The organism is Pseudomonas sp. PHC1 (assembly GCF_046487845.1).
Taxonomy (GTDB): Bacteria; Pseudomonadota; Gammaproteobacteria; order Pseudomonadales; family Pseudomonadaceae; genus Aquipseudomonas; species Aquipseudomonas sputi.
Map to the genome: position 1 here is coordinate 54,771 of NZ_JBJXHJ010000014.1, position 23,189 is coordinate 77,959.

The following is a 23,189-nucleotide window of genomic DNA, read 5'->3' on the forward strand; positions in this document are numbered from 1 at the left end:
TAGTCGTCCAAGTTGCTGATCGAGAGTTGCCCCATGAACACGCCCAACGTTGAAGCCGTGAAACTGGATGAACTGAACTGCTGGCGCATCCGTCACGGTCAGGCCGAAGTGCTGGTGGCCCAGCAAGGCGCGCACATCCTCAGTTATCAGGTGGACGGCCAGCCGCCGCTGATCTGGCTCAACGACAAGGCCGTGTTCAAGACCGGCCAGAGCATCCGCGCCGGCGTGCCGGTGTGCTGGCCGTGGTTCGGCAAGTTCGAACGCAACCCGCAGAGCGTGCAGTCCATGTACACAGGTGCGCAACCGGCCCCCGCGCACGGTCTGGTGCGGGCAATGGATTGGGAGCTGGGCGGCATCGAATCAGAGGCTGACGGCGTCAAGGTCGAATTCAGGCTGCCCAACCCCGAAGGCGGACTGCCGGGCTGGCCGCACCAGGTCGACCTGACGCTGACCCTGCATTTGTCCGAGCAATTGCAGTTCAGCCTGACCAGCCACAACCGTGGTAACGACACCGTCAGCCTCAGTCAGGCGTTGCACACCTATTTTTCCGTCAGCGATGTGCGCAACGTGCGCGTCGCCGGCGTCGATGGCTTGAACTACATCGAGACCCTGGACGACTGGAAGACCTGCACCCAGCAAGGCGACCTGCACTTTGCCGGCGAAACCGACCGCATCTACCTCGACGCCCCGCCGCAGCTGAGCATCGTCGACCCGGCCTGGGAGCGGCGCATTGTGCTGACGGCTACCGGCTCGCGCACGGCGGTGATCTGGAACCCGTGGATCGAGCGCGCGGCAGCGTTGGCCGACATGGACAACGACGGCTGGCAACGCATGCTGTGCATTGAAACGGCGAACGTGATGAACGATGTCGTGACACTGGCACCGGGCGCTAGTCACACGATGGGTGTCCGCGTCGGCAGCCAGCCACTCTGAAAACATAAATCGCAGCCCCGGGGCTGCGATTTTCGTTTGCGGCTGTGTATTACAGATCCGACTCCTGCACCACCCGCACCTTGTCCGCTTCCAGCGCATACGCCGCATCGGCCAGGTCATTGCTGACCTTTTCGATCTTCAGCGTGCCGGTCACCCACAGCGGCGTGTAGATGTCATCCAGCTTCAAGCCTTTCGGATAGCGCACCAGCACCAGTTGATTCGGTGGCGGTGGCGGCACGTGGATGCAGGCGCCCGGATACGGCACGAGGAAGAACAGTGTGCTGCGCCCCTTGGCGTCGGATTCCAGCGGCACCGGATAACCGCCGATGCGGATGTGTTTGTCATTCATCGACGCCACGGTCTTGGTCGAATACATCACCGCCGGCAAACCCTTGGCCTGCTTCATCCCGCCTTTCTGGGTGAAGGTGCCGGTGGCTTCCGGGGAGTTGTGGTCGATTTCAGGCATGGCCTCGAGGGCCTTCTGGTCCGACTTGGGCATCAGTTCCAGCCAGTCGGTTTCCGGCAGTTCGCCGGCGTGGGCCAGACCGCTGCCCAGCAAAAGGAGAGTCAACAGAAAACGGCGCATGAAGGTGCTCGGTAAAGGATGCTCGAATAAGGAGGGAACGCTGAATCGCCGAGCATTCTAGCCCTCCCCACCGGATTGGCGGAGAGGGCTTTGTCGCTTTGGATCAGTTCTTTTTGATCAGGCCGTAGATCACCAGCAATACGATGGCACCAACCAGCGCGCCGATGAAGCCTGCGCCCTGACCCGCCTGATAGATGCCCAGGGCCTGGCCGCCGTAGGTGGCTGCCAGCGAACCGCCGATACCGAGCAGGATGGTCATGATCCAGCCCATGCTGTCATCGCCCGGTTTCAGGAACCGCGCCAGCAGGCCGACGATGAGGCCGATAAAGATGGTTCCGATAATTCCCATGGCATTTCCCTCTGAATGGTAGATATGCGATGAAGCCTAGCCAGACTTTCGCATCCTGCCATCAGAGAACGGCGGCCCCGCAATGGTTCCGCCGCTGCCAGATGAAACTGTCGTTACTCGGCGATCAGTGCTTCAACCTTGAGGATCTGTTGCTCGAGCGTCGCCTTGTCCTTGCAGCGCAGGTTGGCATGACCGACCTTGCGCCCGGCCTTGAAGGCCTTGCCGTAGTGATGCAGGTGGCAATCGTCGATGGCGATGACTTTTTCAACCGGCGGAACGACGCCGATGAAGTTGAGCATCGCGCTCTCGCCGACCTTGGCGGTCGAACCCAGCGGCAGACCGGCGACGGCCCGCAGGTGGTTTTCGAACTGGCTGCACTCGGCGCCTTCGGTGGTCCAGTGCCCGGAGTTGTGCACGCGCGGGGCGATTTCGTTGGCCTTGAGGCCACCGTCGACTTCAAAGAACTCGAACGCCATCACACCGACATATTCCAGCTGCTTGAGCACACGGCTGGAATAATCTTCGGCCAAAGCCTGCAGCGGGTGATCGGAGCTGGCGACCGACAGCTTGAGGATGCCGCTGTCGTGGGTGTTGTGCACCAGCGGGTAGAATTTCGTCTCGCCATCGCGGGCGCGCACGGCGATCAGCGACACTTCGCCAGTGAATGGCACGAAGCCTTCCAGCAGGCAAGGCACGCTGCCCAGCTCGGCGAACGTTCCGACCACGTCCTGCGGCTTGCGCAGGACCTTCTGGCCCTTGCCGTCGTAACCCAGAGTGCGGGTTTTCAGCACGGCCGGCAGACCGATCGACGCGACGGCGGCGTCCAGGTCGGCTTGCGACTGGATGTCGGCGAATGCCGGGGTCGGAATCCCCAGGTCCTTGAACATGCTCTTTTCGAACCAGCGATCGCGAGCGATGCGCAGGGCTTCGGCGCTCGGATAGACCGGCACGAATTGCGAAAGGAAGGCTACGGTTTCCGCCGGGACGCTTTCGAACTCGAAGGTCACCAGATCGACCTCATCGGCCAACTGGCGCAGATGATCCTGATCGCCGTAATCGGCCTGCAGGTGTTCGCCCAGCGCAGCGGCGCAAGCGTCCGGCGCAGGGTCGAGGAAAGCGAAGTTCATGCCCAGCGGGGTGCCCGCCAGGGCCAACATGCGACCCAACTGGCCGCCACCGATTACACCGATCTTCATCTCAACAACCTCAGGCAATACGTGGGTCTGGATTGTCCAGGACGCTGTCTGTCTGCTCGGCACGGAAGGTTTTCAGTACCGCGTGGAATTGTGGATGCTTGGCGCCCAGGATGCTCGCCGACAACAGCGCGGCGTTGATCGCGCCGGCCTTGCCGATGGCCAGGGTGGCAACCGGAATGCCGGCCGGCATCTGCACGATCGACAGCAGCGAGTCGACGCCCGAGAGCATGGCCGACTGCACCGGCACGCCCAGCACCGGCAGGTGGGTCTTGGCTGCACACATGCCTGGCAGATGGGCTGCGCCACCGGCACCGGCGATGATCACCTCGATGCCGCGGCCTTCAGCCTCTTCGGCGTACTGGAACAGCAGATCCGGGGTGCGGTGGGCAGAGACCACCTTGACCTCGTACGGGATGCCGAGCCTTTCCAGCATATCGGCGGTGTGGCTAAGGGTGGACCAATCGGACTTGGAGCCCATGATCACGCCAACCAGTGCACTCATCGTCGCGCCTCTTCTCTCTGGGCGCCCGCAGGCGCGTCAAAAACAACAAGCCACGCAGAGTGCGTGGCTTGTTGTAGGAAAAATGGCCGGACGAACCGGCCGAAGGCCGCGCAGTATACCGCAAAGAAAGCAATAAACAGCCCCCGTAGCGACCATCTGTCATCTGCCCAGAACCACACATTTTACTGACTCGCCGTTCAAGAAAATCGCTTCGATTTTTCAGGCGAGAAGCAGGGTCAACGGGGTGAATCGAGAACGTATTCAAACCTCCGAATAACTTCATGCAATGAAATTCAAAACTTCTCTCAAAGCCATAATAAAAATCAAATGATATACAACCCACCACAGACTTAAAAACAGCAAACCGACCAAACAACAAAAATACTTATATCGCACAACAACAGACATCTATTAAAAACACTTCCGAAAAAACCCATTGGCAGGACAGTCGACAGCTTCACACCTGCCTGCTATCAACCCGTAAATTTAAAAGGATTTAAAGATGTCAGAACAACCTCTAACATTGAATGTCTTCATCCATGAAGACCTAGCGAACCACAGCAGGCTTGGCTTGTACAAAACTCATTTCTCCTGGTTCGCCGATGAAATCCAGAAACTCTCCGGCCGCAAGATATCAATCAATATGTTCACCCCTTCAGAAGCAAAGGCCTTGAGTGATTTTGATTACAAGAACGTATCTTCCGACCATTCTTTGGGCGGTTGGATAGGAAAATTAATAAACCATCTCGGCCCCGAACGACTGGGAGGCTTGCACACAAAATTCAACAAGTATTTATTGCTAACCCGCGACAATATAAACAGTGATGTAGCTGGAGTTGCCCAACCCGGGGGGTTCGCGGCTATTGCCTCGACAAGAGGTGACGGGACCGCTGCTCACGAAGCAGGCCACATGTTCGGCGCGACCCATGAAGACAGTGAAGTCCTGTACAACGGCTGGTGGAGCGAAACAATCATGAATAATGATGGGTTCTCACCGCTTCGAAGCGAAGCCAAGCGCTTCAGTGATAAAAACAGAGAGAACATTCGCAACTATCTGGACAATTGGGTTCCATTTTTTCTCGAGTTGCCGCCCCCCGAAGAAGAAGCGGACTGATGCAAACCTCCCGCCCCCACAAACGCTCGCATTTGACCATATAGGGATCATCTAAAAAAGGACTAACAAATGACGACAGTCAATAGCAAACGAAACATCAATATCTTCGCCATCGTTCACGATGACTTACCGGCGAGTACGATGAAAACCATTTATGCCGATCACTTCCATCCTTTTGTGCAGGAACTGGAAAGTTTTATCGATCGAAAATTCAACGCTGTTTTTGGCAGGGGCGCCCCCTATAGCCAGTTCAACTACAAAGGTAATGACCCGCTCCGGACCTTGAGAAGCTGGGAAACGCTGGGGCGTAAATACCTGGAAGAGGCCAAGGCTGAAGGCTTCCCGATTGGCCCCCTGGATAAGGTCGTTCTGCTGACGAAGGACAACCTGAATGGGAATACCGCAGGCGCCGCACTGCTGTGGCCTCCACTCAACACCGGTAACTTTGCAATTGCCTCACTGACCAGCCGGCTTAATGTTGGTCACGAAGTCGGACACTTGCTGGGCGCCCGCCATGAAGATTCGGAAATTCAATACAACGGCTGGTGGTGCGAAACGTATATGATCCCGCAAGTCCACCCGCTCAGATCCATTTGTTACAGCTTCAGCCAGAAAAACCGGGAGAACATAAAAAACCATTTGGCCACTAAAGGCTGACTGCGCGCCCGGCGGCTTGGCAGAGGCGAAATACAAAGTTCGCCTCTGCTTTCACTCAGTGGTTGCCACCCGCCGCACCGCCTTCCAACTTGCGCCACAACAACCGCACATTGGCCTTGCGCACCAGCGCGCAGCGATACAGGCGAATCTCCAGCGGTACATGCCACTGCGGGCCGCCGCACACCACCAGTTCGCCACGGGCCAGTTCGGCGCGCACGCTCAGTTGCGGTACCCAGGCAATGCCGAGGCCTTCCAGCGCCATGCTTTTCAGGCTGTCGGCCATGGCGGTTTCATAGATCGTGGTGAAGCGCAGCTGACGCTGGCGCAGCAAGCCATTCACCGAACGCCCGAGAAATGCCCCGGCGCTGTACGCCAGCAACGGCACACTGCCCTCGCCTTCCAGATCGAACAGCGGTTTGCCATTGGCATCCGCCGCACACACCGGCAGCATTTCGGTCTGGCCCAGGTGCAGCGACGGGAAGATTTCCGGGTCCATCTGCATGGCCGCGTCCGGGTCGTAGAACGCCAGCATCAGATCGCAGCCACCTTCACGCAGCGCGTGCACCGCATCGCCGACGTTGGTCGCCACCAGCCGCGTGGCGATGTTCAGGCCTTCGCTGCGCAGTTGCGCGATCCAGCGCGGGAAGAAACCGAGGGCCAGCGAGTGTGCAGCCGCGACCTGGATCACTTCGCCCTGCCCGCCTTCAAGGTGATGCAAATGGCGCAGCACTTCGCCGAGCTGTTCAACCACCGTGCGCGCAGTCACCAGGAACAGTTGCCCTGCCGCCGTCAGCTCGATCGGCGTGCGCGAGCGGTTGACCAGCGTCAGCCCGAGCGCCGCTTCCAGGCTGCGGATCCGCCGGCTGAAGGCCGGCTGGGTCACGAAGCGCCGTTCGGCCGCCTGCGAGAAGCTGCGGGTGGCGGCAAGAGCACTGAAGTCCTCGAGCCATTTGCTTTCCAGATTCATCACGTCCTCCCGGACACGCACCAAAACAGGTCACACGTCTGCCGCGACCGCGGCGTCACACGGGCATTATGCCGAATGTGCATAGGGCAGTGTTTAACAGCATTGGCCCAAAAATTCCTACAAGCCTAGCATTCGCAGCGTTCCGGCACAGACCGGGTCCCTATCGAGATGATTTCTATCATGTCCTCCGCTGCATCATTCCGCACAGAAAACGACCTGCTTGGCACCCTCGAAGTCCCTGCTCAAGCGTATTACGGCATCCAGACCCTGCGAGCGGTGAACAACTTCCGTCTCTCGGGCGTTCCGATTTCGCACTACCCGAAGCTGGTTGTCGGTCTGGCAATGGTCAAACAGGCCGCCGCTGACGCCAACCGCGAGCTGGGTCACCTGAGCGAAGCCAAGCACGCTGCCATCAGCGAAGCCTGTGCCCGTCTGATCCGCGGCGATTTCCACGAAGAGTTCGTGGTCGACATGATTCAAGGTGGCGCCGGTACCTCCACCAACATGAACGCCAACGAAGTGATCGCCAACATCGCGCTGGAAGCGATGGGTCACCAGAAAGGCGAGTACCAGTACCTGCACCCGAACGACGACGTGAACATGGCGCAGTCGACCAACGACGCCTACCCGACCGCGATCCGCCTGGGTCTGCTGCTGGGTCACGACGCACTGCTGGCCAGCCTCGACAGCCTGATTCAGGCGTTCGCGGCCAAGGGTGAAGAATTCAACCACGTCCTGAAGATGGGCCGTACCCAGCTGCAAGACGCCGTGCCGATGACCCTGGGTCAGGAATTCCGCGCATTCGCCACCACCATGGGCGAAGACCTGGCCCGTCTGAAGACGCTGGCCCCGGAACTGCTGACCGAAGTGAACCTGGGCGGCACCGCGATCGGTACCGGCATCAACGCCGACCCGCGCTACCAGGCCCTGGCCGTGCAGCGCCTGGCCCTGATCAGCGGTCAGCCGCTGGTTCCAGCCGCCGACCTGATCGAAGCCACCTCCGACATGGGTGCCTTCGTGCTGTTCTCCGGCATGCTCAAGCGTACCGCGGTCAAGCTGTCGAAGATCTGCAACGACCTGCGCCTGCTGTCCAGCGGCCCGCGCACCGGCATCAACGAGATCAACCTGCCGGCGCGTCAGCCAGGCAGCTCGATCATGCCAGGCAAGGTCAACCCGGTGATTCCGGAAGCCGTGAACCAGGTGGCCTTCCAGGTCATCGGTAACGATCTGGCGCTGACCATGGCGGCCGAAGGCGGCCAGCTGCAACTGAACGTGATGGAGCCGCTGATCGCCTTCAAGATCCTCGACTCGATCCGCCTGCTGCAACGCGCCATGGACATGCTGCGCGAACACTGCATCGTCGGCATCACCGCCAACGAAGCGCGCTGCCGCGAACTGGTCGAGCACTCGATCGGTCTGGTCACCGCACTGAACCCGTACATCGGCTACAAAAACGCCACCCGCATCGCCCGTATCGCCCTTGAAAGCGGCCGCGGCGTGCTGGAACTGGTGCGCGAAGAAGGCCTGCTCGACGAAGCCATGCTCGCCGACATCCTGCGCCCGGAAAACATGATTGCTCCGCGTCTGGTTCCGCTCAAAGCCTGAGCCGACGCGTGACTTGTAGCACCGCTCACCAGGTCGAGGGACTAGACACCTCTCACCTTTTGAGGGCTTGGGGATGATTCCCCGAGCCCTTTTTTTTAACTGTTTGAACCTGAGAACCGTATGTATGGAAGCTGGCCGCAAACCGGCTCCCAGACAAACCCGACGCCGGTAACGTCGGGTGTTTCAAAGCTTCGTTTCGTCGCTTGCACCACAACCGTGCAGACGGGCGCCGCACTGATCGGTATAGTGCCGCCCCTCTTCGCGTGAGCGGTCGTCGGTAACGAGGCCCTAACCCATGCGAAACCCGAACTAATAACAAACCCGCGATATGGATCCGGGACGAACCCTCGCCTCGCCTGTTGTGCCGCGCGCGCACCGGTGTAACGCGATGTTTCTGACCATCCAGCATTTGCTTACACAATAAACAGCGAGGAAAAATCCATGCTCGAAGTCATCAACGACTTCCTCTCAGGGAAAGTACTGATCGTGCTCATTGTCGGGCTCGGTAGCTACTTCACGATTCGCTCGCGTTTCGTTCAATTGCGCCACTTCTTCCACATGTTCGCGGTGTTCCGCGACAGCCTCAAGGGCAGCGCCGGGCAACTCAGCTCGTTCCAGGCCCTGATGCTCAGCCTCGCCGGCCGTGTCGGTGCAGGCAACATCGCCGGTGTTGGCATCGCCGTGACCCTGGGTGGTCCGGGTGCGGTGTTCTGGATGTGGGTGACCGCACTGGTCGGCATGTCCAGCAGCTTCTTTGAATGCACCCTGGCTCAGGTCTACAAGCGCGCCGATGGCGACGGCCTGTACCGTGGCGGCCCGGCCTACTACATCCAGCACGGCCTGAAGCTCAAAGGCATGGCGGTGGTGTTCTCGATCCTGCTGCTGGTCACCTACGGCTTCGCCTTCATCGGCCTGCAGTCCTACACCGTGACTCACTCGCTGCAGAACGCCTTTGCCTTCGACCCGCAACACACCGGTATCGTCCTGGCAGTGCTGCTGGCCATCACCTTCATCGGCGGCATCAAGCGCATCGCCTCGGTGTCCGACCTGCTGGTGCCGATCAAGACCCTGGCCTACATCGGCGTGACCCTGTACGTGATCGGCACCCAGATCGAACACGTGCCAGCCATGCTGGAAACTATCTTCAAGAGCGCCTTCGGTCTCGACCCGGCCTTTGGTGGCCTGCTCGGCAGTGCCATCGTCATGGGCGTGAAGCGTGGCGTGTTCGCCAACGAAGCGGGCCTGGGCAGTGCGCCGAACGTCGCCGCCGTGGCCGCCGTGAAGCACCCGGGCGCCCAAGGCGTGGTTCAGGCGTTCAGCGTGTTCCTCGACACCTTCCTGATCTGTACCTGCACCGCGCTGCTGATCCTGCTGTCGGGCTTCTACACCCCGGGCTTCGAAGGTGACGGTATCGTCCTGACCCAGAACTCGCTGGCCGCCGTGGTTGGTGACTGGGGCCGCATGTTCGTCAGCGTCGCACTGTCGCTGTTCGTCTTCACTTGCATCCTCTACAACTACTACCTGGGCGAGAACAGCTTGCAATTCCTCACCCGCAACCGCGCTGCGCTGATGACGTTCCGCGGCCTGGTGCTGGCACTGGTGGTCTGGGGCTCGATGCAGGACCTGTCGACCGTGTTCGCCTTCGCCGACATCACCATGACCTGCCTGGCTTTCGTCAACCTGGTGGCCCTGGCCATGCTGTTCAAGGTCGGCATGCGCGTGATGCGCGACTACGACGCGCAGCGCCGCGCCGGCGTCGACCAGCCGGTGTTCGACTCCAGCAAGTTCAGCGACCTGGATCTGGACCTGAAGGCCTGGCCTGCCAATCCGTCGGCCGACACCCAGGCCGACACTCAGCCGCAAGGCATCCCGGCAGCGCAACGCTGATCGGGTAAAAACCGGGCGCAGCTCTTGCGCCCGGCGTGACACAGGCAGCGGTCGGCGTCATGCTCGACCGCATGCTGTCCTCGTTCAGGAGAACTCCCCATGTATTCCTCGACCTACCCTGCCGCCCAGCACGTCATGGTGCTGTACACCGGTGGCACCATCGGCATGCAGGCCAGCGCCAATGGCCTGGCCCCGGCCTCCGGTTTCGAAGCGCGGATGCGCGATTACCTGCACAGCCAGCCTGAGCTGGTGGTGCCGCAGTGGCGATTTCGCGAAATGTCGCCGCTGATCGACAGCGCCAACATGACTCCCGCCTACTGGCAGCAACTGCGCGAAGCGGTGGTCGACGCCGTCGATGGGCAAGGCTGCGACAGCGTGCTGATCCTGCACGGCACCGACACCCTGGCCTACAGCGCCGCCGCCATGAGCTTCCAGCTGCTCGGCCTGCATGCCCGCGTGTGCTTCACCGGTTCGATGCTGCCGGCAGGCGTCACCGACAGCGACGCCTGGGAAAACCTCAGCGGCGCACTGGTTGCCCTCGGCCACGGCCTGGCGCCGGGCGTGCATCTGTATTTTCACGGCGAGTTGCTGGCGTCGACCCGCTGCGCGAAAGTGCGCAGCTTTGGCCGTCATCCGTTCAAACGTCTGGAGCGTCAGGGCGGCGGGGTGAAAGCCACGTCCCTGCCGGCAGCGTTGAACTACAACCAGCCCAAGCAACTGGCCAAGGTGGCGGTGTTGCCGCTGTTCCCGGGCATTGGCGCCGAGATCATCGACGGCCTGCTTGAGAGCGGCATTCAGGGGTTGGTGCTGGAGTGCTACGGCAGCGGCACCGGGCCGAGCGACAACCCGCAATTCCTCGCCAGCCTCGGTCGGGCGCGGGATAACGGCGTAGTCGTGGTTGCGGTCACGCAGTGCCATGAAGGCGGTGTGGAGCTGGACGTGTACGAAGCGGGCAGCCGATTGCGTGGTGTTGGCGTGCTGTCTGGTGGCGGCATGACGCGTGAGGCGGCGTTCGGCAAATTGAATGCTTTGCTGGGTGCAGGCCTTGAGACGGCTGAAGTGCGACGCCTGGTCGAACTCGACTTGTGCGGAGAACTGCAGTGAGTACCGAATAATTTTCATCTGATGGCCGAACAACCAGGCCCTCCTTATTACAGAAGGGCCTGGCACCATAACCAATCAATAACTCGCATCGAAAATAACATTCTTTAGCGAACGCACTGTTGTTCCATCACTGAAATCAACATTTGCGCTGCCAAACAATCGCCTGCCGATCTCATCTCTATTGAATTTTATTGTTCCACTCGTGGCGACATTCAACGCTCCACGATATAGCACCTCTAAATGACCTTCTTCAGGAACAGAAACTTCTTTCCCTTCAAGTTTTAAACTCACATAGATCGCGATTTTTTCAACAAAATGATCTGCACTGTCCAGAATTGCGAAAATGGCGAGCATGTCGTCTGAATCAGCCAGGAACGCGGGCAGACTGTAAGGCGTATTATCGAGTAATCCCTTGATTTCTCCGGCCATGGCACTTTTCAAGGAATCGGCTTTTTTACTATCCTGATGACTGGAACCATTCATGATCACTTTCCTTTATTGATTAAACCTTCAATTTTCAAGCGCGCTTGCCAATGAAGCTAGCAACAGATCGTGGCCAGGTCAAAACAAAATACGAATCAAACAATGAATAGTCATGGCACTTCAAATAACCGACAAACGGTCATTTCCAGTCGAAAAACCTGTCAACTCTGACAGTTGTCGCCAGTATTTTTCTCATCTAATCTCTAGTGCCACCTGGCCTATATCAAATTCCAGCAAAAAGAGCAGAATCGAAATATACCGGCGATTTTAATTGAATGATGGTTCATCTATTAACGTCTACGACGCGCAACTTGCGTGCATGCAGTTAGTTCAGTCGTTGGATTCGCCCATGCTCCACTCCCACCTCACCGACAGCGAATGGCTGGGAAAACCTCTGCGGCGCACTGGCTGCCCTCGGCCACGGCGAACTGCTGGCGCCGACCCGCTGCGCGAAAGTGCGCAGCCTTGGCCGGGCGCGGGACAACGGGGTCGTGGTGGTTGCGGTCACTCCGTACCATGAAGGCGGTGTGGAGCTGGATGTGCATGAAGCCGGCAGCCGCTTGCTTTGCGTGGCGTTCGGCAAGTTGCATGGCTTGCTGGGGCAAGTCTTGAGACGGATGCCGTACGGCGCGTGGTCGAACTCGACTAGTGGGGCGAGCCGAACTGACGCACTAGAGAGTCTGTGGCAGCCATGAGCATGGTCAAAAAGTCATCTCACTATGGTAGCGGTGGTTGAGGCGTCCTGATTAAATCTTAAAACATGCTAAAGGCCCATCGATAGAACTAGCCCTCCTTCCATCAGGGAGGGCCAGACAACTAAACGCCTTCCTGAATCTTAAATACTGCTTCCTCCATCGTGAACTCAAACCCAGTTCCAAAAGTAGCTGCACTCCCAGTGTAGACTTTACTCTCAGCATCAAAGCTCACAACAAGATAACCTTTACCAGCACCTATCGTGGTCGGACCAATTTTATGATATATCTGGCCATCCATAGTTGAGGAAAGATCCAAATTCAATCCGTATGCCATTTCCCTGATGTTAATTTGTACACCTCTATCACTTTCATCAATCAGACCAAAAAACAAGGAGCGCCAACCCGCATCACTCCTGAACGCCTCAATCCTATTGGCTAGGTAAACAACCCGTTCTCCCATATAATTCGTGAATTCAATCTGCCCGACCGCCTTCAACACTGCATTCGAACCATCTGCTTCTTTTATCTTCGAAATATCCATTTCTTCATCCTCAAAAATCACCAAGTATTAATTCCGCACGAAAAAAAACGTAGCACCACAAATATTGAACATCCAGAAAAATCTCAAAAAAATCAATATTTAAAAATGCATGACGAACGGTAACGAATTACTTAAAAACCTGTTATTTATGACAGTAGACGAGCAACGACAACCCGAGTAATTTAGAAAGGCGACAAGCCTGTATTAAACTTACAACAACCTTAACTAACTAATCCCCGGCAATTAAAGACAGTCAACTAAGCAAGTTGAAAACGGCACATAATCTGCATGAATTCAGAACCTCCTTAAACCGGACCGTGTCATGCTCCACTCCCACCTCACCACCCTCAACGCCGTCTCCCTGGTGCTCAACACCTTCAGGGATCAAGGTCTGTCCAGCGAAGCACTGCTGGCCGGCAGCGGTATCAGCGCGGCGGATCTGAGCCGGGCCGACACCCGCATCACCACCAACCAGGAGATGCAGGTCTGCGCCAACGCCCTCGCGCTCAAGCATGACATCGGTCTGGAACTGGGCCGGCGCATGCACGTTTCCTGCTACGGCATCCTCGGTTACGCGCTGCTGACCTGTGCCACCTTCGGTGACGCTTTGCGACTGGCGATCCGTTATCCGGCGCTGCTGGGAACACTTTTCGAACTGAGCCTGGAAGACGACGGCGAGCGCGTCTGGTTCGTCGCCGCCGATTACCGCGAAAGCCCGGCGATGGCGGTGTTCAATGCCGAGTTCTGTCTGGTATCGCTGAAAGTCATCTGCGACGACCTGCTCGGCCATCCGCTGCCATTGCTGGCCGCCCGCTTCGAACACGCCGCACCCGACTACCGCGACAGCTACGCCGAACACTTCAAGGCGCCGCTGCACTTCGGCGCCAAGGACAACGCCTTCGCCTTTGACCGTCGCTGGCTCGGTCAGCCGCTGCCGCTGGCCGACGTCATCACCCACCAGGCCATGGCCGAGCGTTGCCGCAAGCAAAACACCGAGTTCACCGGTCGCCAGGCGTGGCTGGGGCGGATCCGCCAATTGCTCAGTGCACAACTCAATGCAGCACCGGGGCTGGAAGGTCTGGCGCAGCAGATGAACTGCTCGCCGCGCACCTTGCGCCGGCATCTGAAGGACATGGGTTGCAGCTATCAGGAACTGCTCGACGAACTGCGTTTCGAGCGGGCCAAGCAGATGCTCTGCGAGGATCAGTTGCCGATCTACCGCATTGCCGAAACCCTGGGTTTCAGTGAGACCGCGAGCTTCCGCCATGCCTTCGTGCGCTGGAGCGGCGTGGCACCGAGTCAGTTCCGTCCACACGGTTAAACCGTCGAGGGGCGATATCAGGTCAGTATTTTTGGCCATATCGATCCCCTTTTGGCCTCTCTGGCCGTTCTCCGATTCGCCCCGCGCCGCAACACTGGAGCCAACCGAATCAGCCCCTGCGGAGAACAACAAATGCTGACGATCTACTCTGACGATCACCACCTGCACCATGGCCGCTGCGAATTGATCGACGGGCAACTCAAGCCTTGCTTCGAAATGCCGTCGCGCGCCGACCACGTGCTGCAACGGGTGAAAAACCAAAACCTCGGCCCGGTCGAAGCACCGAAGGATTTCGGTCTCGGGCCGATCGAGCGCATCCACAGCCGCGATTACCTCGACTTCTTCAAAGGCGCCTGGGCGCGCTGGAGCGAATTCAACACCGACGGCGATTTGCTCCCTTACACCTGGCCGGCACGCACGTTGCGTCAGGTCAAGCCGACCAGCCTGCACGGCCAGCTCGGCTATTACAGCTTCGACGGCGGCGCACCGATCACCGCCGGCACCTGGCAAGCGGCATACAGCGCGGCGCAAGTGGCACTGACCGCACAGGCGCAAATCCAGCGCGGCGCCCGTGGCGCCTTCGCCCTGTGCCGTCCACCGGGACACCACGCCGCCGGCGACTTGATGGGCGGTTATTGCTACCTCAACAATGCCGCCATCGCGGCGCAGGCATTCCTCGATCAGGGCCACAAGAAGGTCGCGATCCTCGACGTCGACTATCACCACGGCAACGGCACCCAGTCGATTTTCTACGAGCGCAGCGACGTGCTGTTCACCTCGATCCACGGCCACCCGGAAGCGGAATTCCCGTTCTTCCTCGGTTACGAGGACGAGCGCGGTGAAGGGGCTGGTGAAGGCTTCAACTTCAACTATCCGTTGCCGGCCGGTTCCGGCTGGGATGTCTGGAGCGCCGCGCTGGATCAGGCCTGCCAGGAAATCGACAACTACGGCGCCGACATCATCGTCGTGTCGCTGGGCGTCGACACTTTCAAGGACGACCCGATCTCGCAGTTCAAGCTCGACAGCCCGGACTACCTGGCCATGGGCAAGCGCATCGCCGCCCTCGGCAAGCCGACGCTGTTCGTCATGGAAGGTGGGTACGCGGTGGAAGAAATCGGCATCAACGCGGTGAACGTGCTTGAAGGTTTTGAACAATGAACAGACTCAAACACTTCATTGCGCCTGTGTTGTGCGCGGCGCTGCTGAGCGGCGGCGCCCACGCGCAAGAACGCACCCTGCGCGTCTACAACTGGTTTGACTACATCACTCCCAAGGCCCTGGACGACTTCAAGGCGCAGAACAGCCAGACCAGACTGGTCTACGACATCTTCGACACCAACGAAGCGCTGGAGGCCAAACTGCTGACCGGCAACTCCGGCTACGACGTGGTGGTCCCGTCCAATGTGTTCCTCGCCAAGCAGATCGAGGCCGGGGTGTTCCAGCCGCTGGATCGCAGCCAGCTGCCGAACTGGAACCACCTCGACCCGAAACTGATGAAGCTGATCGAGGCCAATGATCCGGGCAACCAGTTCGCCGTACCGTACATGTACGGCACCATCCTGATCGGCTTCAACCCGGCCAAGGTCAAGGCCGCGCTGGGCGACAAAGCGCCGGTGGACAGCTGGGACCTGATCTTCAAGGAAGAGAACATCAGCCAACTCAAGCAGTGCGGCGTGGCCTTGCTCGATTCGCCGTCGGAGATTCTGCCGCTGGCCCTGCAGCACCTTGGCCTGGATCCCAACAGCAAGAACCCGGCGGACTACGCCAAGGCTGAAGCGCTTCTGATGAAGATTCGCCCGTACGTGACTTACTTCCATTCGTCCAAGTACATGGCCGATATCGCCAACGGCGACATCTGCGTCGCGGTCGGTTATTCAGGCAGCTTCTCGCAAGCCGCCAACCGCGCCAGGGAAGCGAAGAACGGCGTGGTGGTCGACATGCGCCTGCCGAAGGAAGGCGCGCCGATCTGGTTCGACATGCTGGCGATCCCGAAAGGCGCGAAGAACCCGCAGGATGCCTACACCTTCATCAACTACCTGCTGCAACCGCAGGTGATTGCGCCGGTCAGCGATTTTGTCGGGTATCCAAACCCGAACAAGGACGCCACCGCGCAGGTCGACCCGGCGATTCGCAACAATCCCAATCTGTACCCGACCGATGCGGCGATGAATACGCTCTACACCCTGCAACCGTTGCCGCGTGATGCGGAACGGGCTCGCACTCGGGCCTGGACCAGGATCAAGTCCGGTACCTGAAACGTTACGCCCCCACCAGACCCGCAGCCGCGGGTCTTTTTTTGCCTGCAAGATCTATGTACTGCAACGCGCCGTGACCGGGGTTCTAGTGTCCGGGTTTTTCCCGTGGACATGACCATGACAGAATCTGCCACCATCGCTGTACCCAGTGTTTCCCCTCCCTTGTTGAAACAGAGCCTGCTGGCCGAACTGATCGGCCAGGGTTACTCGCTGCATCAGGTCGCCTCGACGTTGTTGCGAGAAGCGCTGAGCAAAAACCATCCCGAGCAACACATCGATCCGGACCGAACCCTGCTCGCGACGCCCCTGCGCGAATCCGATCCCTTGCAGAGCCCCTCCAGAGCCTTCGCCTTCGAGTCCCTGACTCACGCCTTTATCCAGCACTGCCTGCGCAAGACCAAGGCTGATTACCTTGACGGGGAGCACTTCCTGACCCGATCCCCCGAGGCCGTCCCGCCGATTCTTTTGCCGGTGAGCATGGACGACATCACTTCGCTGATGAATGATCACACCCCGTTCCTGTTCCTCGAATACCAGCAGCGCCAGCTTGATTACTGGAACGAATCACCCGGCACCCGGCCGCGCTGGCAGGAGCTGTCCGATCTGTTGTGTTCGGCCGCCAATGTGCAGACGGCCAGCGGCTGGGGCGCCGATGATTGCGCGCTGGCGCGATTTGTCGCTCAGTATCCGGACCGGAACGAACGAGCGAGGGTGAAAAGCAATTTCGTCGAGCTCAAGGCCTGCCTGTTGGATATCGACCTGGTCGAAGGCGACGACAGCACGCACCTGATCATCGCCGGCGCGCTGGTGCTGACCGCGACCGTCAACCAGCGGCAACGCGTCTTGATGTACACCGTTGCCGATGGCTATGAGTCATTCGATTCACTGGCCGAGCTGGGCGAAACACTCCCGCAGCGGATCGCCCCGGAGCTGGCCGGTCGCTCCCTGAAATGGCGCCTGATCGAGCCTGAAGGGCATATTTTCGATGCCGTGGCACAAGCGCTGATCAACAACCAGCTCGAAGCCATCGAGGCGCTGGATCCCGCCAGTCCGTCAATCAGTGCCCACGCCGGCTCCACACGACAAAGCCGTGCCCGTTTCAGTTCGCTCGAGCGAGCGCGGCTCGACAGACTGGAAGAGGCCATTCCCGACTGGTTGCAAGCCGGCTCTGCCGATGATCTGCAAGACTACAGTCGCTACATTGCCGAGCTCGGAACCTTGCGCAACGAAGCCGAGAATGGCGTGTTCAAGGAAGACGACATCCCTCTGATCAAGCCCTACGCCGAGCGCCGGATGCGCGAAGCGATCATCGCCCACAAAAGTGCCACCGGTGCTGCCGACCTGCCTTTTGAACACTTGCGGATCACCGTCACCAACAGCTTCGAAACCGGTGGCGTCACCCTGCCCAACCCGTTTGACCGGACACACGTGACCCTGGGCGAATTCGCTCTGCAAAACGCTCCGCCGTATCAAGCCACCCTCGCCTTCGACAATGGCCGGGCCGTACCTGCCTGGCTGACCGTGGATTTTCTGACTGACATCGCGCAAAAGGTCGATATCGGCGGTCACTACCCGCAAGCGATCAAAAGCGCGTTGATCGATGACCCGATCCGCTCGGCTGCCCAAAAGACCCGCTATCTGCGCCAACTGCCGACGCTCCTGCCGCTGCTCGCGCTGGAGTGCAAACTCAAGCAGCTGGGCGGCGTCGATGAACGCGGTTATGCGTATGTCTGCCAATTGATGGACGCCATCACCCGCCAACTGCCGACAACCGAACATCCGGTGACCATCCGCCCTCTGGCGTTTGTCCCACGCCGCCGTTTGAGCCGGCGTTCGGATGGGGTCGCCAACATGTTCATCATCTGCCCGCGCGTGCACACCCGGGGGCCTTGCCTGCTGTACCGACCGTTGCTGGACACTCCACTGATGCAGTTCGCGTCTTTGCAGAACCTGATGTATGCGCTGTATCAGGATGGCGAATTGCGCAGCTCGGTACTGGCCTGGCTGGACAGTGCTGCGCGGAGTTTCGAGTACTCGCAATACGCCTTCCCGGTCGGTCTGCCCTCGCCATGGATCATCACCCAACTGGGCACCGAACCTTTCATGCATCTCGACCTGACCGGTCCGATCGAACTGGAAAACGCACCTCTGGACGGAGACATTCTCGCGTCGCTGTACGCGGCAAACAGTCAAGCGCTGGTTGAACTTGCCAACCGCCAGTCACAGTCCAACAGCGAGCGACGCTGGGCGCTTCTGACGGACAGTGGATGGGCGCTCTTCAACGTCGCCGCAAACTTCATGAGCGGCGCGGCGGGCACCGCCGTCTGGGTCTGGCAGACCATCACGCAGATCCAGCAGGCGATCGATGCCCATGAACGTGACGACACCGTGGTGGCCTGGAAATCCACCGGCGATGTGCTGCTGACACTCGGCATCATCCTGACCCAGCACGTCGTGGCGCGACGCAATCACTCTTGGCTGCCGCGACCGAAAAAGCCCGGCGAAGCCAGCCGGCTGCCCGCGCAGAAAACCGAGTCCCCCCCTGTGGAGACCACGCCCTCCGTCACGCTGGATCCGACACCCCTTTTCGGTGAAGTGCCTGCCGCGCATCTCACTCAACTCGAACAAGGGGCACTGCTGCGACCGGACAACAGCACGCGCTTCATCGAGATGCTCGACCGATTCCAGATCCCCTCACCTGACCTGAGTGGCAAACACCCCTCGCCCCTCACTCATCTGTACACCCTGCAGGGCAAGACCTGCGTCCAGGTCGGCACGCGCTGGTTCCAGGTCAGCGCCGAAAAAGACGAGCCGGTGCACCTTGTCGATCCGGTCGATCCACTGCGCATCGGCATGGCCGTGAAATATGACGAGACGATCGGACAATGGCACTGGGATCCGAAGCTGCGCTTGCGCGGCGGCATGCCGAAAAGCCGGATCGAAGCCTTCCGTCGTTCCAAAAAGCAGACAATGGACGCCGCCTGGACTGAGCTGGAGCAATTCGAAGCGCGTGAAACCGAGGAGAAAACGCAACTGCTGCGAGCGCTGGTAACCCTTCCAAAAGACGCCAGCGAGGTCGGATTCGAGCGCTCTGCCTCGACTTATCTGGACAGGGCCACGAAGCTGGGCAACGACTACACCCGAGCCCTGGCCCAACTGGAGATCTGGCGCCAGGCAGGAGGCGGCGGTTCACTGCACCAGGCCAAACTGATGACTCTGACCCTGGGTCAGCATCGCTGCTTCGGCTCCTGGCTGCGGGTGAAGATGCGGATCTATGCCAAAACGACACAGATACTCGTCGACAGCGCGAACCACCGGACACCCGTACCACGCAAGCAACAGATCGAGATCGCCACCGTCGCCACCGCGCTGAGCGACCAGATGATTGTCAGCCTGGAGACGCTGAATCGCTCCCTGCAAGTCTTGAACAGCCACTCGACCAAGGCCAGAAAAGTGGCCGCGAAGCTGGAGTTTCTATTGCCGGACTTCGGCCCGCTGGACCTGAAGGCCAATGAAATAGGCATCTCCTACGAACGCTGCGTGGTGGAGCAGCCGGGGGCTGCCATGAATGCCGCCCGCGTCGCGATCGGGGTCATCACGGCCACCGCTGCCGACGCCGCTCATGAGTTGATTGTGCTGAGCAAAACAGCGGTGGACGCCGCCGGACAACCGGCCCGTATCGAGCGTTTGTCACAGCGGATCGACCTGTTCGCCAGCCTCGGCGAACGCGTCGAACAGCTGCCGGACAACCATCCCGGCCAGTTCGTCCAGGCAAGGCTCGACAGGGTCCGCGAACTGATCGGCGAATTCCATGCAGCGGCCCGCGAACGCCTGACCACGGAGTTGCCCGAGCCGGAAGAACGACCGACGCCGGTCAAGTCCCGGCCGCAGCCTTCCACGTCCCAGTCCAAAGTGAAGATCACCAAAAGTCGGCCACGCCCCGAGGTGGACGAGCAGGCTTCCACCGCCCCGGCAAGCGACGCCGACAGCGAGACCGCGTTCGTCAAGATTTCCACCCAACGGCCCGAACCGAAAGCGCCTGCGGATGACGAAGACCTTGTTTCATCAGCCATGCAGCTTGCAACAGACATCGACCGTTTCAACCGGAAAACCCGCGAGGACGCCAGGCGGCCAGGACGTATTCCCGCAGACATCCGCGACATGTTCGAGCAGCAGGTCGATCGACTCGAACAGGCAGCCAGCGACGTCGACAATGCGATCACCCGCAGAAAAAACGCCAAAAAGGATCCCTGGCCCGTCACGTCCCTCAGCGGCGATCTGCGCGAAGGCGCAACCCGCACCCGCGCTGAAGGTATTGCGACCTACGCGGCCATGCTTAAACAACGTAAACCTCGGGAAACCTATTTTCACTGGCTGTACGACCACGGGCAGGTCGAGGTCATCAAGGATCCACGCGGACGTATCCGCACCCGCCATCGCGGGGACTACTTTCAGGAGTACCGGATTCTCGACAAGACCCACGCAAGCAAGCCGTTGTGGGTGGCGCATTTCCACTACGACCAGCTCAAGGATGCGGATGAGCAATACACGATCGCCCACCTGAAACCGGCCGATGCCTATCTGCAGACGCTCGATGACAAAACCCGTCAGACACTGAACACCTTCGATGCCGTCGATAATGCTCTACGGCGCATTGTCGATCCGCAGGTACGTGATCTGTTCCTCAAACCGCAGACAGAGCCTCAACCGAAAGACGAATAACCGCGCCAGACTTCACGCAAACGGGCCAGAGCCGACTTGATCGCCGGCTCCGGCACCGCCGCAAAACCCAGCACCAGACCGGCACGCCGATCAAGCGGCGTCGTCGAGTCCGGCAGCCAGTACTTGCTCAAGCCATGGATCTCCACCTCCACACTGGCGGCCTGCTCGATCAATTGCTGTTCACGGGCTACGCTGTCAACCGCCACCGTGAGATGCAGGCCGGCCGATACCGCCGGCAGCTCACCCACCCCCGTGATTCCCTGAGGCCAGCCATCGATCAGGGCGTTACGCCGGCTCAGGGCTGCCCGACGCATCCGCCGGATATGCCGCTGGAAGTGCCCGGCCGCCATGAATTCGGCCATCACCGCTTGAGTGCTCACTTCGGAGTGCCGGACATCCACCGCCCGCCGTTGCGCAAACGCGTCCACCAGCCCCGGCGGCAACACCAGATAACCCAGGCGCAACGCCGGGAACGCGACCTTGCCGAAAGTGCCGACATACAACACGCGGCCCAGGCGGTCGAGCGCCGCCAGCGGGGCCAATGGTGCGCCGGTGTAGCGGTACTCGCCGTCGTAGTCGTCCTCGACGATCCAGCCGCCGGTGCGCTCGGCCCAGGCCAGCAATTCCAGACGTCGCGCCAGGCTCATCACCACGCCGGTCGGGTATTGATGAGACGGTGTGACATAAGCCACCCGGCAATCTTCGGCGGCCGCCAGTGCCGCGCAGTCGATACCCTCTTCGTCCACGGCAATGCCATGCAATCGACCACCGGCCAGCGCAAAGGCATGACCCGCTGCGCGGTAGCCGGGATTCTCGATGCCCACCCCGGCGCCCGGCTCCACCAGCAACTGTGCACAAAGGCTGATTGCCTGTTGCGCGCCACTGGTGATCACAATTTGCTCAGCCGAGCACTGCATGCCCCGCGAACTGCGCAAATAAGCGGCGATCAGACCGCGCAATCGCGCATCACCCGCCGGGTCGCCGTAACACAGTTGCTGCAAATCGGGCTTGCGCCAGAACGCCGCGTTCAGCTTGGCCCAGACGTCGAACGGGAACAGATCGAACGCCGGAACACCGACCCGGAAGGCCCGTGGCGGTCCACTCGGTGGCGTCGGCAAATGGTTCTGCTCAAGCCGTTGCAACGCACCGCTGTGGATAACTTTGCTGGATAAATGCCCAGTGGATTTGACCGAAATTGTGGATAAGGCTGTGGGTAAGCCTGTTGAAAACCCTGTGGATACTTTTGTGGATAATTTTTCCGCTGGCGCCACCGATTGCGGCAACTGCGCCACGTAAGTGCCGTCCCCGACCCGCCCTTCGATGAAACCTTCGGCATACAGCTGATCGTAGGCACGCACCACGCTGTTGCGCGAAATCCCCAGCGCCGCCGCCAGATCGCGGCTCGCCGGCAACCGCGTGCCGCTGGCCAGGCGCCCGTCGAGCACCCGCAGGCGCAAGGCCTGGTAGAGCTGACGGCTCAGGCCTTTGCGGCGGTCGAGTTCGATACCGGCAGGGTTGAACGGCAGCGACAGCGTGGTGGAATCAGGCATGGCAATGGACCTATGAAATTGGTCATCAATGGCTCTTACAACAGACCAATAGCCTGCCTACGATGCAGGCATTCACCAAGGAAATTTTCTCTATGTACACGCCCCGCGCCTTTGCCATCGACGACCTGTCGCAACTGCACGAATTGATCCTCGCCACCCGCCTCGCCATTCTGGTGACCCACGGCGAGCAAGGCTTGCAGGCCAGCCATGTGCCGGTGTTGCTGCATCGCGAACAAGGTCCGAACGGCACGCTCTACGGGCATCTGGCCAAGGCCAATCCACAGTGGAAAGACCTGCGTGATGGCGCCGAGGCCATGCTGATTTTTCCCGGTGCCGATGCCTACGTCAGCCCGGGCTTTTACCCGAGCAAGGCCGAGCACGGCAAAGTGGTGCCGACCTGGAACTACGTCGCCGTACACGCCTATGGCCACGCCGAAACCTTCAGTGATGGCGGTCGGCTGCTGGACATCGTCAGCACCCTCACCGATCGCCATGAAGCGGGCCGCGCCCAGCCCTGGTCGGTCGACGACGCCCCGGCCGATTACATCGACGGCATGCTCAAGGCCATCGTCGGGTTCGCCATTCCCATTGACCGCCTCGAAGGCAAGCGCAAGCTCAGCCAGAACCGCAGCCCTGAAGACATCGCCGGCGTGCGCGAAGGCCTGGCCGCCAGCCCCGACATCAACGATCAAACCCTCGCTCACTTGATGCGTTAAGGAAAT

General features: G+C 59.9%; 19 protein-coding genes and 1 pseudogene. 12 read left to right on the forward strand and 8 right to left on the reverse strand.

What is annotated here, in order from left to right:
* Nucleotides 1–33 precede the first annotated feature (33 nt).
* On the forward strand, nt 34–933 hold the full coding sequence (locus ACKJSM_RS18000) for a D-hexose-6-phosphate mutarotase (protein ID WP_410238458.1): 900 nt from the start codon (nt 34–36) through the stop codon (nt 931–933).
* 49 nt (nt 934–982) lie between these two features.
* On the opposite strand, the gene ACKJSM_RS18005 is transcribed toward ACKJSM_RS18000, so the two are convergent.
* The 4 genes from ACKJSM_RS18005 to purE all read right to left on the reverse strand — a co-directional run bounded on the left by ACKJSM_RS18005 (nt 983) and on the right by purE (nt 3,566).
* Complete coding sequence (locus tag ACKJSM_RS18005; RefSeq protein ID WP_236179801.1) at nt 983–1,519, reverse strand: DUF3299 domain-containing protein; 537 nt, start codon at nt 1,517–1,519, stop codon at nt 983–985.
* Nucleotides 1,520–1,622: 103 nt separating this feature from the next.
* Nucleotides 1,623–1,868, reverse strand: a complete 246-nt coding sequence (locus ACKJSM_RS18010) for a GlsB/YeaQ/YmgE family stress response membrane protein (protein WP_003229635.1) — start codon at nt 1,866–1,868, stop codon at nt 1,623–1,625.
* A 113-nt stretch (nt 1,869–1,981) separates the two neighbouring features.
* Nucleotides 1,982–3,064 (reverse strand): 5-(carboxyamino)imidazole ribonucleotide synthase, encoded by a 1,083-nt coding sequence (locus tag ACKJSM_RS18015; RefSeq protein WP_236179803.1) that lies wholly within the window; start codon nt 3,062–3,064, stop codon nt 1,982–1,984.
* Between the two features lie 10 nt (nt 3,065–3,074).
* Complete coding sequence (purE, locus tag ACKJSM_RS18020) at nt 3,075–3,566, reverse strand: 5-(carboxyamino)imidazole ribonucleotide mutase (RefSeq protein ID WP_236179805.1); 492 nt, start codon at nt 3,564–3,566, stop codon at nt 3,075–3,077.
* A gap of 502 nt (nt 3,567–4,068) precedes the next feature.
* On the opposite strand from purE, the gene ACKJSM_RS18025 reads away from it, so the two are divergent.
* A complete protein-coding gene (locus tag ACKJSM_RS18025) occupies nt 4,069–4,680 on the forward strand; it encodes a hypothetical protein (RefSeq protein WP_410238459.1) in 612 nt (203 codons plus the stop codon).
* A 69-nt stretch (nt 4,681–4,749) separates the two neighbouring features.
* The gene (locus tag ACKJSM_RS18030) at nt 4,750–5,337 is read left to right on the forward strand and encodes a hypothetical protein (RefSeq protein ID WP_410238460.1); all 588 of its coding nucleotides are present in this window, start codon (nt 4,750–4,752) and stop codon (nt 5,335–5,337) included.
* A gap of 55 nt (nt 5,338–5,392) precedes the next feature.
* Here ACKJSM_RS18030 and ACKJSM_RS18035 read toward each other — a convergent pair whose 3' ends face one another.
* On the reverse strand, nt 5,393–6,304 hold the full coding sequence (locus ACKJSM_RS18035; protein WP_236179810.1) for a LysR substrate-binding domain-containing protein: 912 nt from the start codon (nt 6,302–6,304) through the stop codon (nt 5,393–5,395).
* Nucleotides 6,305–6,484: 180 nt separating this feature from the next.
* Here ACKJSM_RS18035 and aspA point away from each other — a divergent pair, with 180 nt between their 5' ends.
* From aspA to ACKJSM_RS18050, 3 genes are all read left to right on the forward strand, one after another.
* Nucleotides 6,485–7,909 carry an aspartate ammonia-lyase gene (gene aspA, locus ACKJSM_RS18040; protein ID WP_039765095.1) on the forward strand — a complete coding sequence of 475 codons (1,425 nt, stop codon included), beginning with the start codon at nt 6,485–6,487 and terminating at the stop codon, nt 7,907–7,909.
* Between the two features lie 441 nt (nt 7,910–8,350).
* On the forward strand, nt 8,351–9,796 hold the full coding sequence (locus tag ACKJSM_RS18045) for an alanine/glycine:cation symporter family protein (RefSeq protein WP_410238461.1): 1,446 nt from the start codon (nt 8,351–8,353) through the stop codon (nt 9,794–9,796).
* A gap of 99 nt (nt 9,797–9,895) precedes the next feature.
* Nucleotides 9,896–10,900 carry an asparaginase gene (locus ACKJSM_RS18050; RefSeq protein WP_410238462.1) on the forward strand — a complete coding sequence of 335 codons (1,005 nt, stop codon included), beginning with the start codon at nt 9,896–9,898 and terminating at the stop codon, nt 10,898–10,900.
* Nucleotides 10,901–10,975: 75 nt separating this feature from the next.
* Here the strand turns inward: ACKJSM_RS18050 and ACKJSM_RS18055 are convergent, their stop codons facing one another.
* Nucleotides 10,976–11,383 carry a hypothetical protein gene (locus tag ACKJSM_RS18055; RefSeq protein ID WP_410238463.1) on the reverse strand — a complete coding sequence of 136 codons (408 nt, stop codon included), beginning with the start codon at nt 11,381–11,383 and terminating at the stop codon, nt 10,976–10,978.
* 374 nt (nt 11,384–11,757) lie between these two features.
* Here ACKJSM_RS18055 and ACKJSM_RS18060 point away from each other — a divergent pair.
* Nucleotides 11,758–12,032, forward strand: a pseudogene (locus ACKJSM_RS18060) (hypothetical protein); the annotation flags it as partial.
* A gap of 167 nt (nt 12,033–12,199) precedes the next feature.
* Here the strand turns inward: ACKJSM_RS18060 and ACKJSM_RS18065 are convergent.
* Entirely contained in the window at nt 12,200–12,619 is a 420-nt protein-coding gene (locus tag ACKJSM_RS18065; RefSeq protein ID WP_410238464.1) for a hypothetical protein, read from the reverse strand.
* A gap of 322 nt (nt 12,620–12,941) precedes the next feature.
* On the opposite strand from ACKJSM_RS18065, the gene ACKJSM_RS18070 reads away from it, so the two are divergent.
* From ACKJSM_RS18070 to ACKJSM_RS18085, 4 genes are all read left to right on the forward strand, one after another.
* Nucleotides 12,942–13,940, forward strand: a complete 999-nt coding sequence (locus ACKJSM_RS18070) for an AraC family transcriptional regulator (protein ID WP_410238465.1) — start codon at nt 12,942–12,944, stop codon at nt 13,938–13,940.
* Between the two features lie 132 nt (nt 13,941–14,072).
* Nucleotides 14,073–15,098 carry a histone deacetylase family protein gene (locus ACKJSM_RS18075; RefSeq protein WP_236179821.1) on the forward strand — a complete coding sequence of 342 codons (1,026 nt, stop codon included), beginning with the start codon at nt 14,073–14,075 and terminating at the stop codon, nt 15,096–15,098.
* On the forward strand, nt 15,095–16,195 hold the full coding sequence (locus tag ACKJSM_RS18080) for a polyamine ABC transporter substrate-binding protein (protein WP_410238466.1): 1,101 nt from the start codon (nt 15,095–15,097) through the stop codon (nt 16,193–16,195). Before ACKJSM_RS18075 ends, ACKJSM_RS18080 begins: the two co-directional genes overlap by 4 nt.
* 117 nt (nt 16,196–16,312) lie before the next feature.
* On the forward strand, nt 16,313–20,917 hold the full coding sequence (locus ACKJSM_RS18085) for a dermonecrotic toxin domain-containing protein (RefSeq protein ID WP_410238467.1): 4,605 nt from the start codon (nt 16,313–16,315) through the stop codon (nt 20,915–20,917).
* On the opposite strand, the gene ACKJSM_RS18090 is transcribed toward ACKJSM_RS18085, so the two are convergent.
* Nucleotides 20,899–22,467: a PLP-dependent aminotransferase family protein gene (locus ACKJSM_RS18090; protein WP_339486311.1), complete on the reverse strand. Its 1,569-nt coding sequence runs from the start codon at nt 22,465–22,467 to the stop codon at nt 20,899–20,901. The two genes, ACKJSM_RS18085 and ACKJSM_RS18090, sit on opposite strands and share 19 nt — an antisense overlap.
* A 92-nt stretch (nt 22,468–22,559) precedes the next feature.
* On the opposite strand from ACKJSM_RS18090, the gene ACKJSM_RS18095 reads away from it, so the two are divergent.
* Nucleotides 22,560–23,183 (forward strand): FMN-binding negative transcriptional regulator, encoded by a 624-nt coding sequence (locus ACKJSM_RS18095; protein ID WP_230734329.1) that lies wholly within the window; start codon nt 22,560–22,562, stop codon nt 23,181–23,183.
* The last annotated feature ends 6 nt before the right edge of the window (nt 23,184–23,189 follow it).

Bases quoted from the DNA above. Each gene is read 5' to 3' on its own strand.
- ACKJSM_RS18065 (WP_410238464.1), bottom strand. From the start codon at position 12,619: ATGGATATTTCGAAGATAAAAGAAGCAGATGGTTCGAATGCAGTGTTG.
- ACKJSM_RS18030 (WP_410238460.1), top strand. From the start codon at position 4,750: ATGACGACAGTCAATAGCAAACGAAACATCAATATCTTCGCCATCGTT.
- purE (WP_236179805.1), bottom strand. From the start codon at position 3,566: ATGAGTGCACTGGTTGGCGTGATCATGGGCTCCAAGTCCGATTGGTCC.
- ACKJSM_RS18010 (WP_003229635.1), bottom strand. From the start codon at position 1,868: ATGGGAATTATCGGAACCATCTTTATCGGCCTCATCGTCGGCCTGCTG.
- ACKJSM_RS18035 (WP_236179810.1), bottom strand. From the start codon at position 6,304: ATGAATCTGGAAAGCAAATGGCTCGAGGACTTCAGTGCTCTTGCCGCC.
- ACKJSM_RS18050 (WP_410238462.1), top strand. From the start codon at position 9,896: ATGTATTCCTCGACCTACCCTGCCGCCCAGCACGTCATGGTGCTGTAC.
- ACKJSM_RS18025 (WP_410238459.1), top strand. From the start codon at position 4,069: ATGTCAGAACAACCTCTAACATTGAATGTCTTCATCCATGAAGACCTA.
- aspA (WP_039765095.1), top strand. From the start codon at position 6,485: ATGTCCTCCGCTGCATCATTCCGCACAGAAAACGACCTGCTTGGCACC.
- ACKJSM_RS18015 (WP_236179803.1), bottom strand. From the start codon at position 3,064: ATGAAGATCGGTGTAATCGGTGGCGGCCAGTTGGGTCGCATGTTGGCC.
- ACKJSM_RS18055 (WP_410238463.1), bottom strand. From the start codon at position 11,383: ATGAATGGTTCCAGTCATCAGGATAGTAAAAAAGCCGATTCCTTGAAA.
- ACKJSM_RS18075 (WP_236179821.1), top strand. From the start codon at position 14,073: ATGCTGACGATCTACTCTGACGATCACCACCTGCACCATGGCCGCTGC.
- ACKJSM_RS18045 (WP_410238461.1), top strand. From the start codon at position 8,351: ATGCTCGAAGTCATCAACGACTTCCTCTCAGGGAAAGTACTGATCGTG.
- ACKJSM_RS18070 (WP_410238465.1), top strand. From the start codon at position 12,942: ATGCTCCACTCCCACCTCACCACCCTCAACGCCGTCTCCCTGGTGCTC.
- ACKJSM_RS18090 (WP_339486311.1), bottom strand. From the start codon at position 22,467: ATGCCTGATTCCACCACGCTGTCGCTGCCGTTCAACCCTGCCGGTATC.
- ACKJSM_RS18085 (WP_410238467.1), top strand. From the start codon at position 16,313: ATGACAGAATCTGCCACCATCGCTGTACCCAGTGTTTCCCCTCCCTTG.
- ACKJSM_RS18005 (WP_236179801.1), bottom strand. From the start codon at position 1,519: ATGCGCCGTTTTCTGTTGACTCTCCTTTTGCTGGGCAGCGGTCTGGCC.
- ACKJSM_RS18000 (WP_410238458.1), top strand. From the start codon at position 34: ATGAACACGCCCAACGTTGAAGCCGTGAAACTGGATGAACTGAACTGC.
- ACKJSM_RS18095 (WP_230734329.1), top strand. From the start codon at position 22,560: ATGTACACGCCCCGCGCCTTTGCCATCGACGACCTGTCGCAACTGCAC.
- ACKJSM_RS18080 (WP_410238466.1), top strand. From the start codon at position 15,095: ATGAACAGACTCAAACACTTCATTGCGCCTGTGTTGTGCGCGGCGCTG.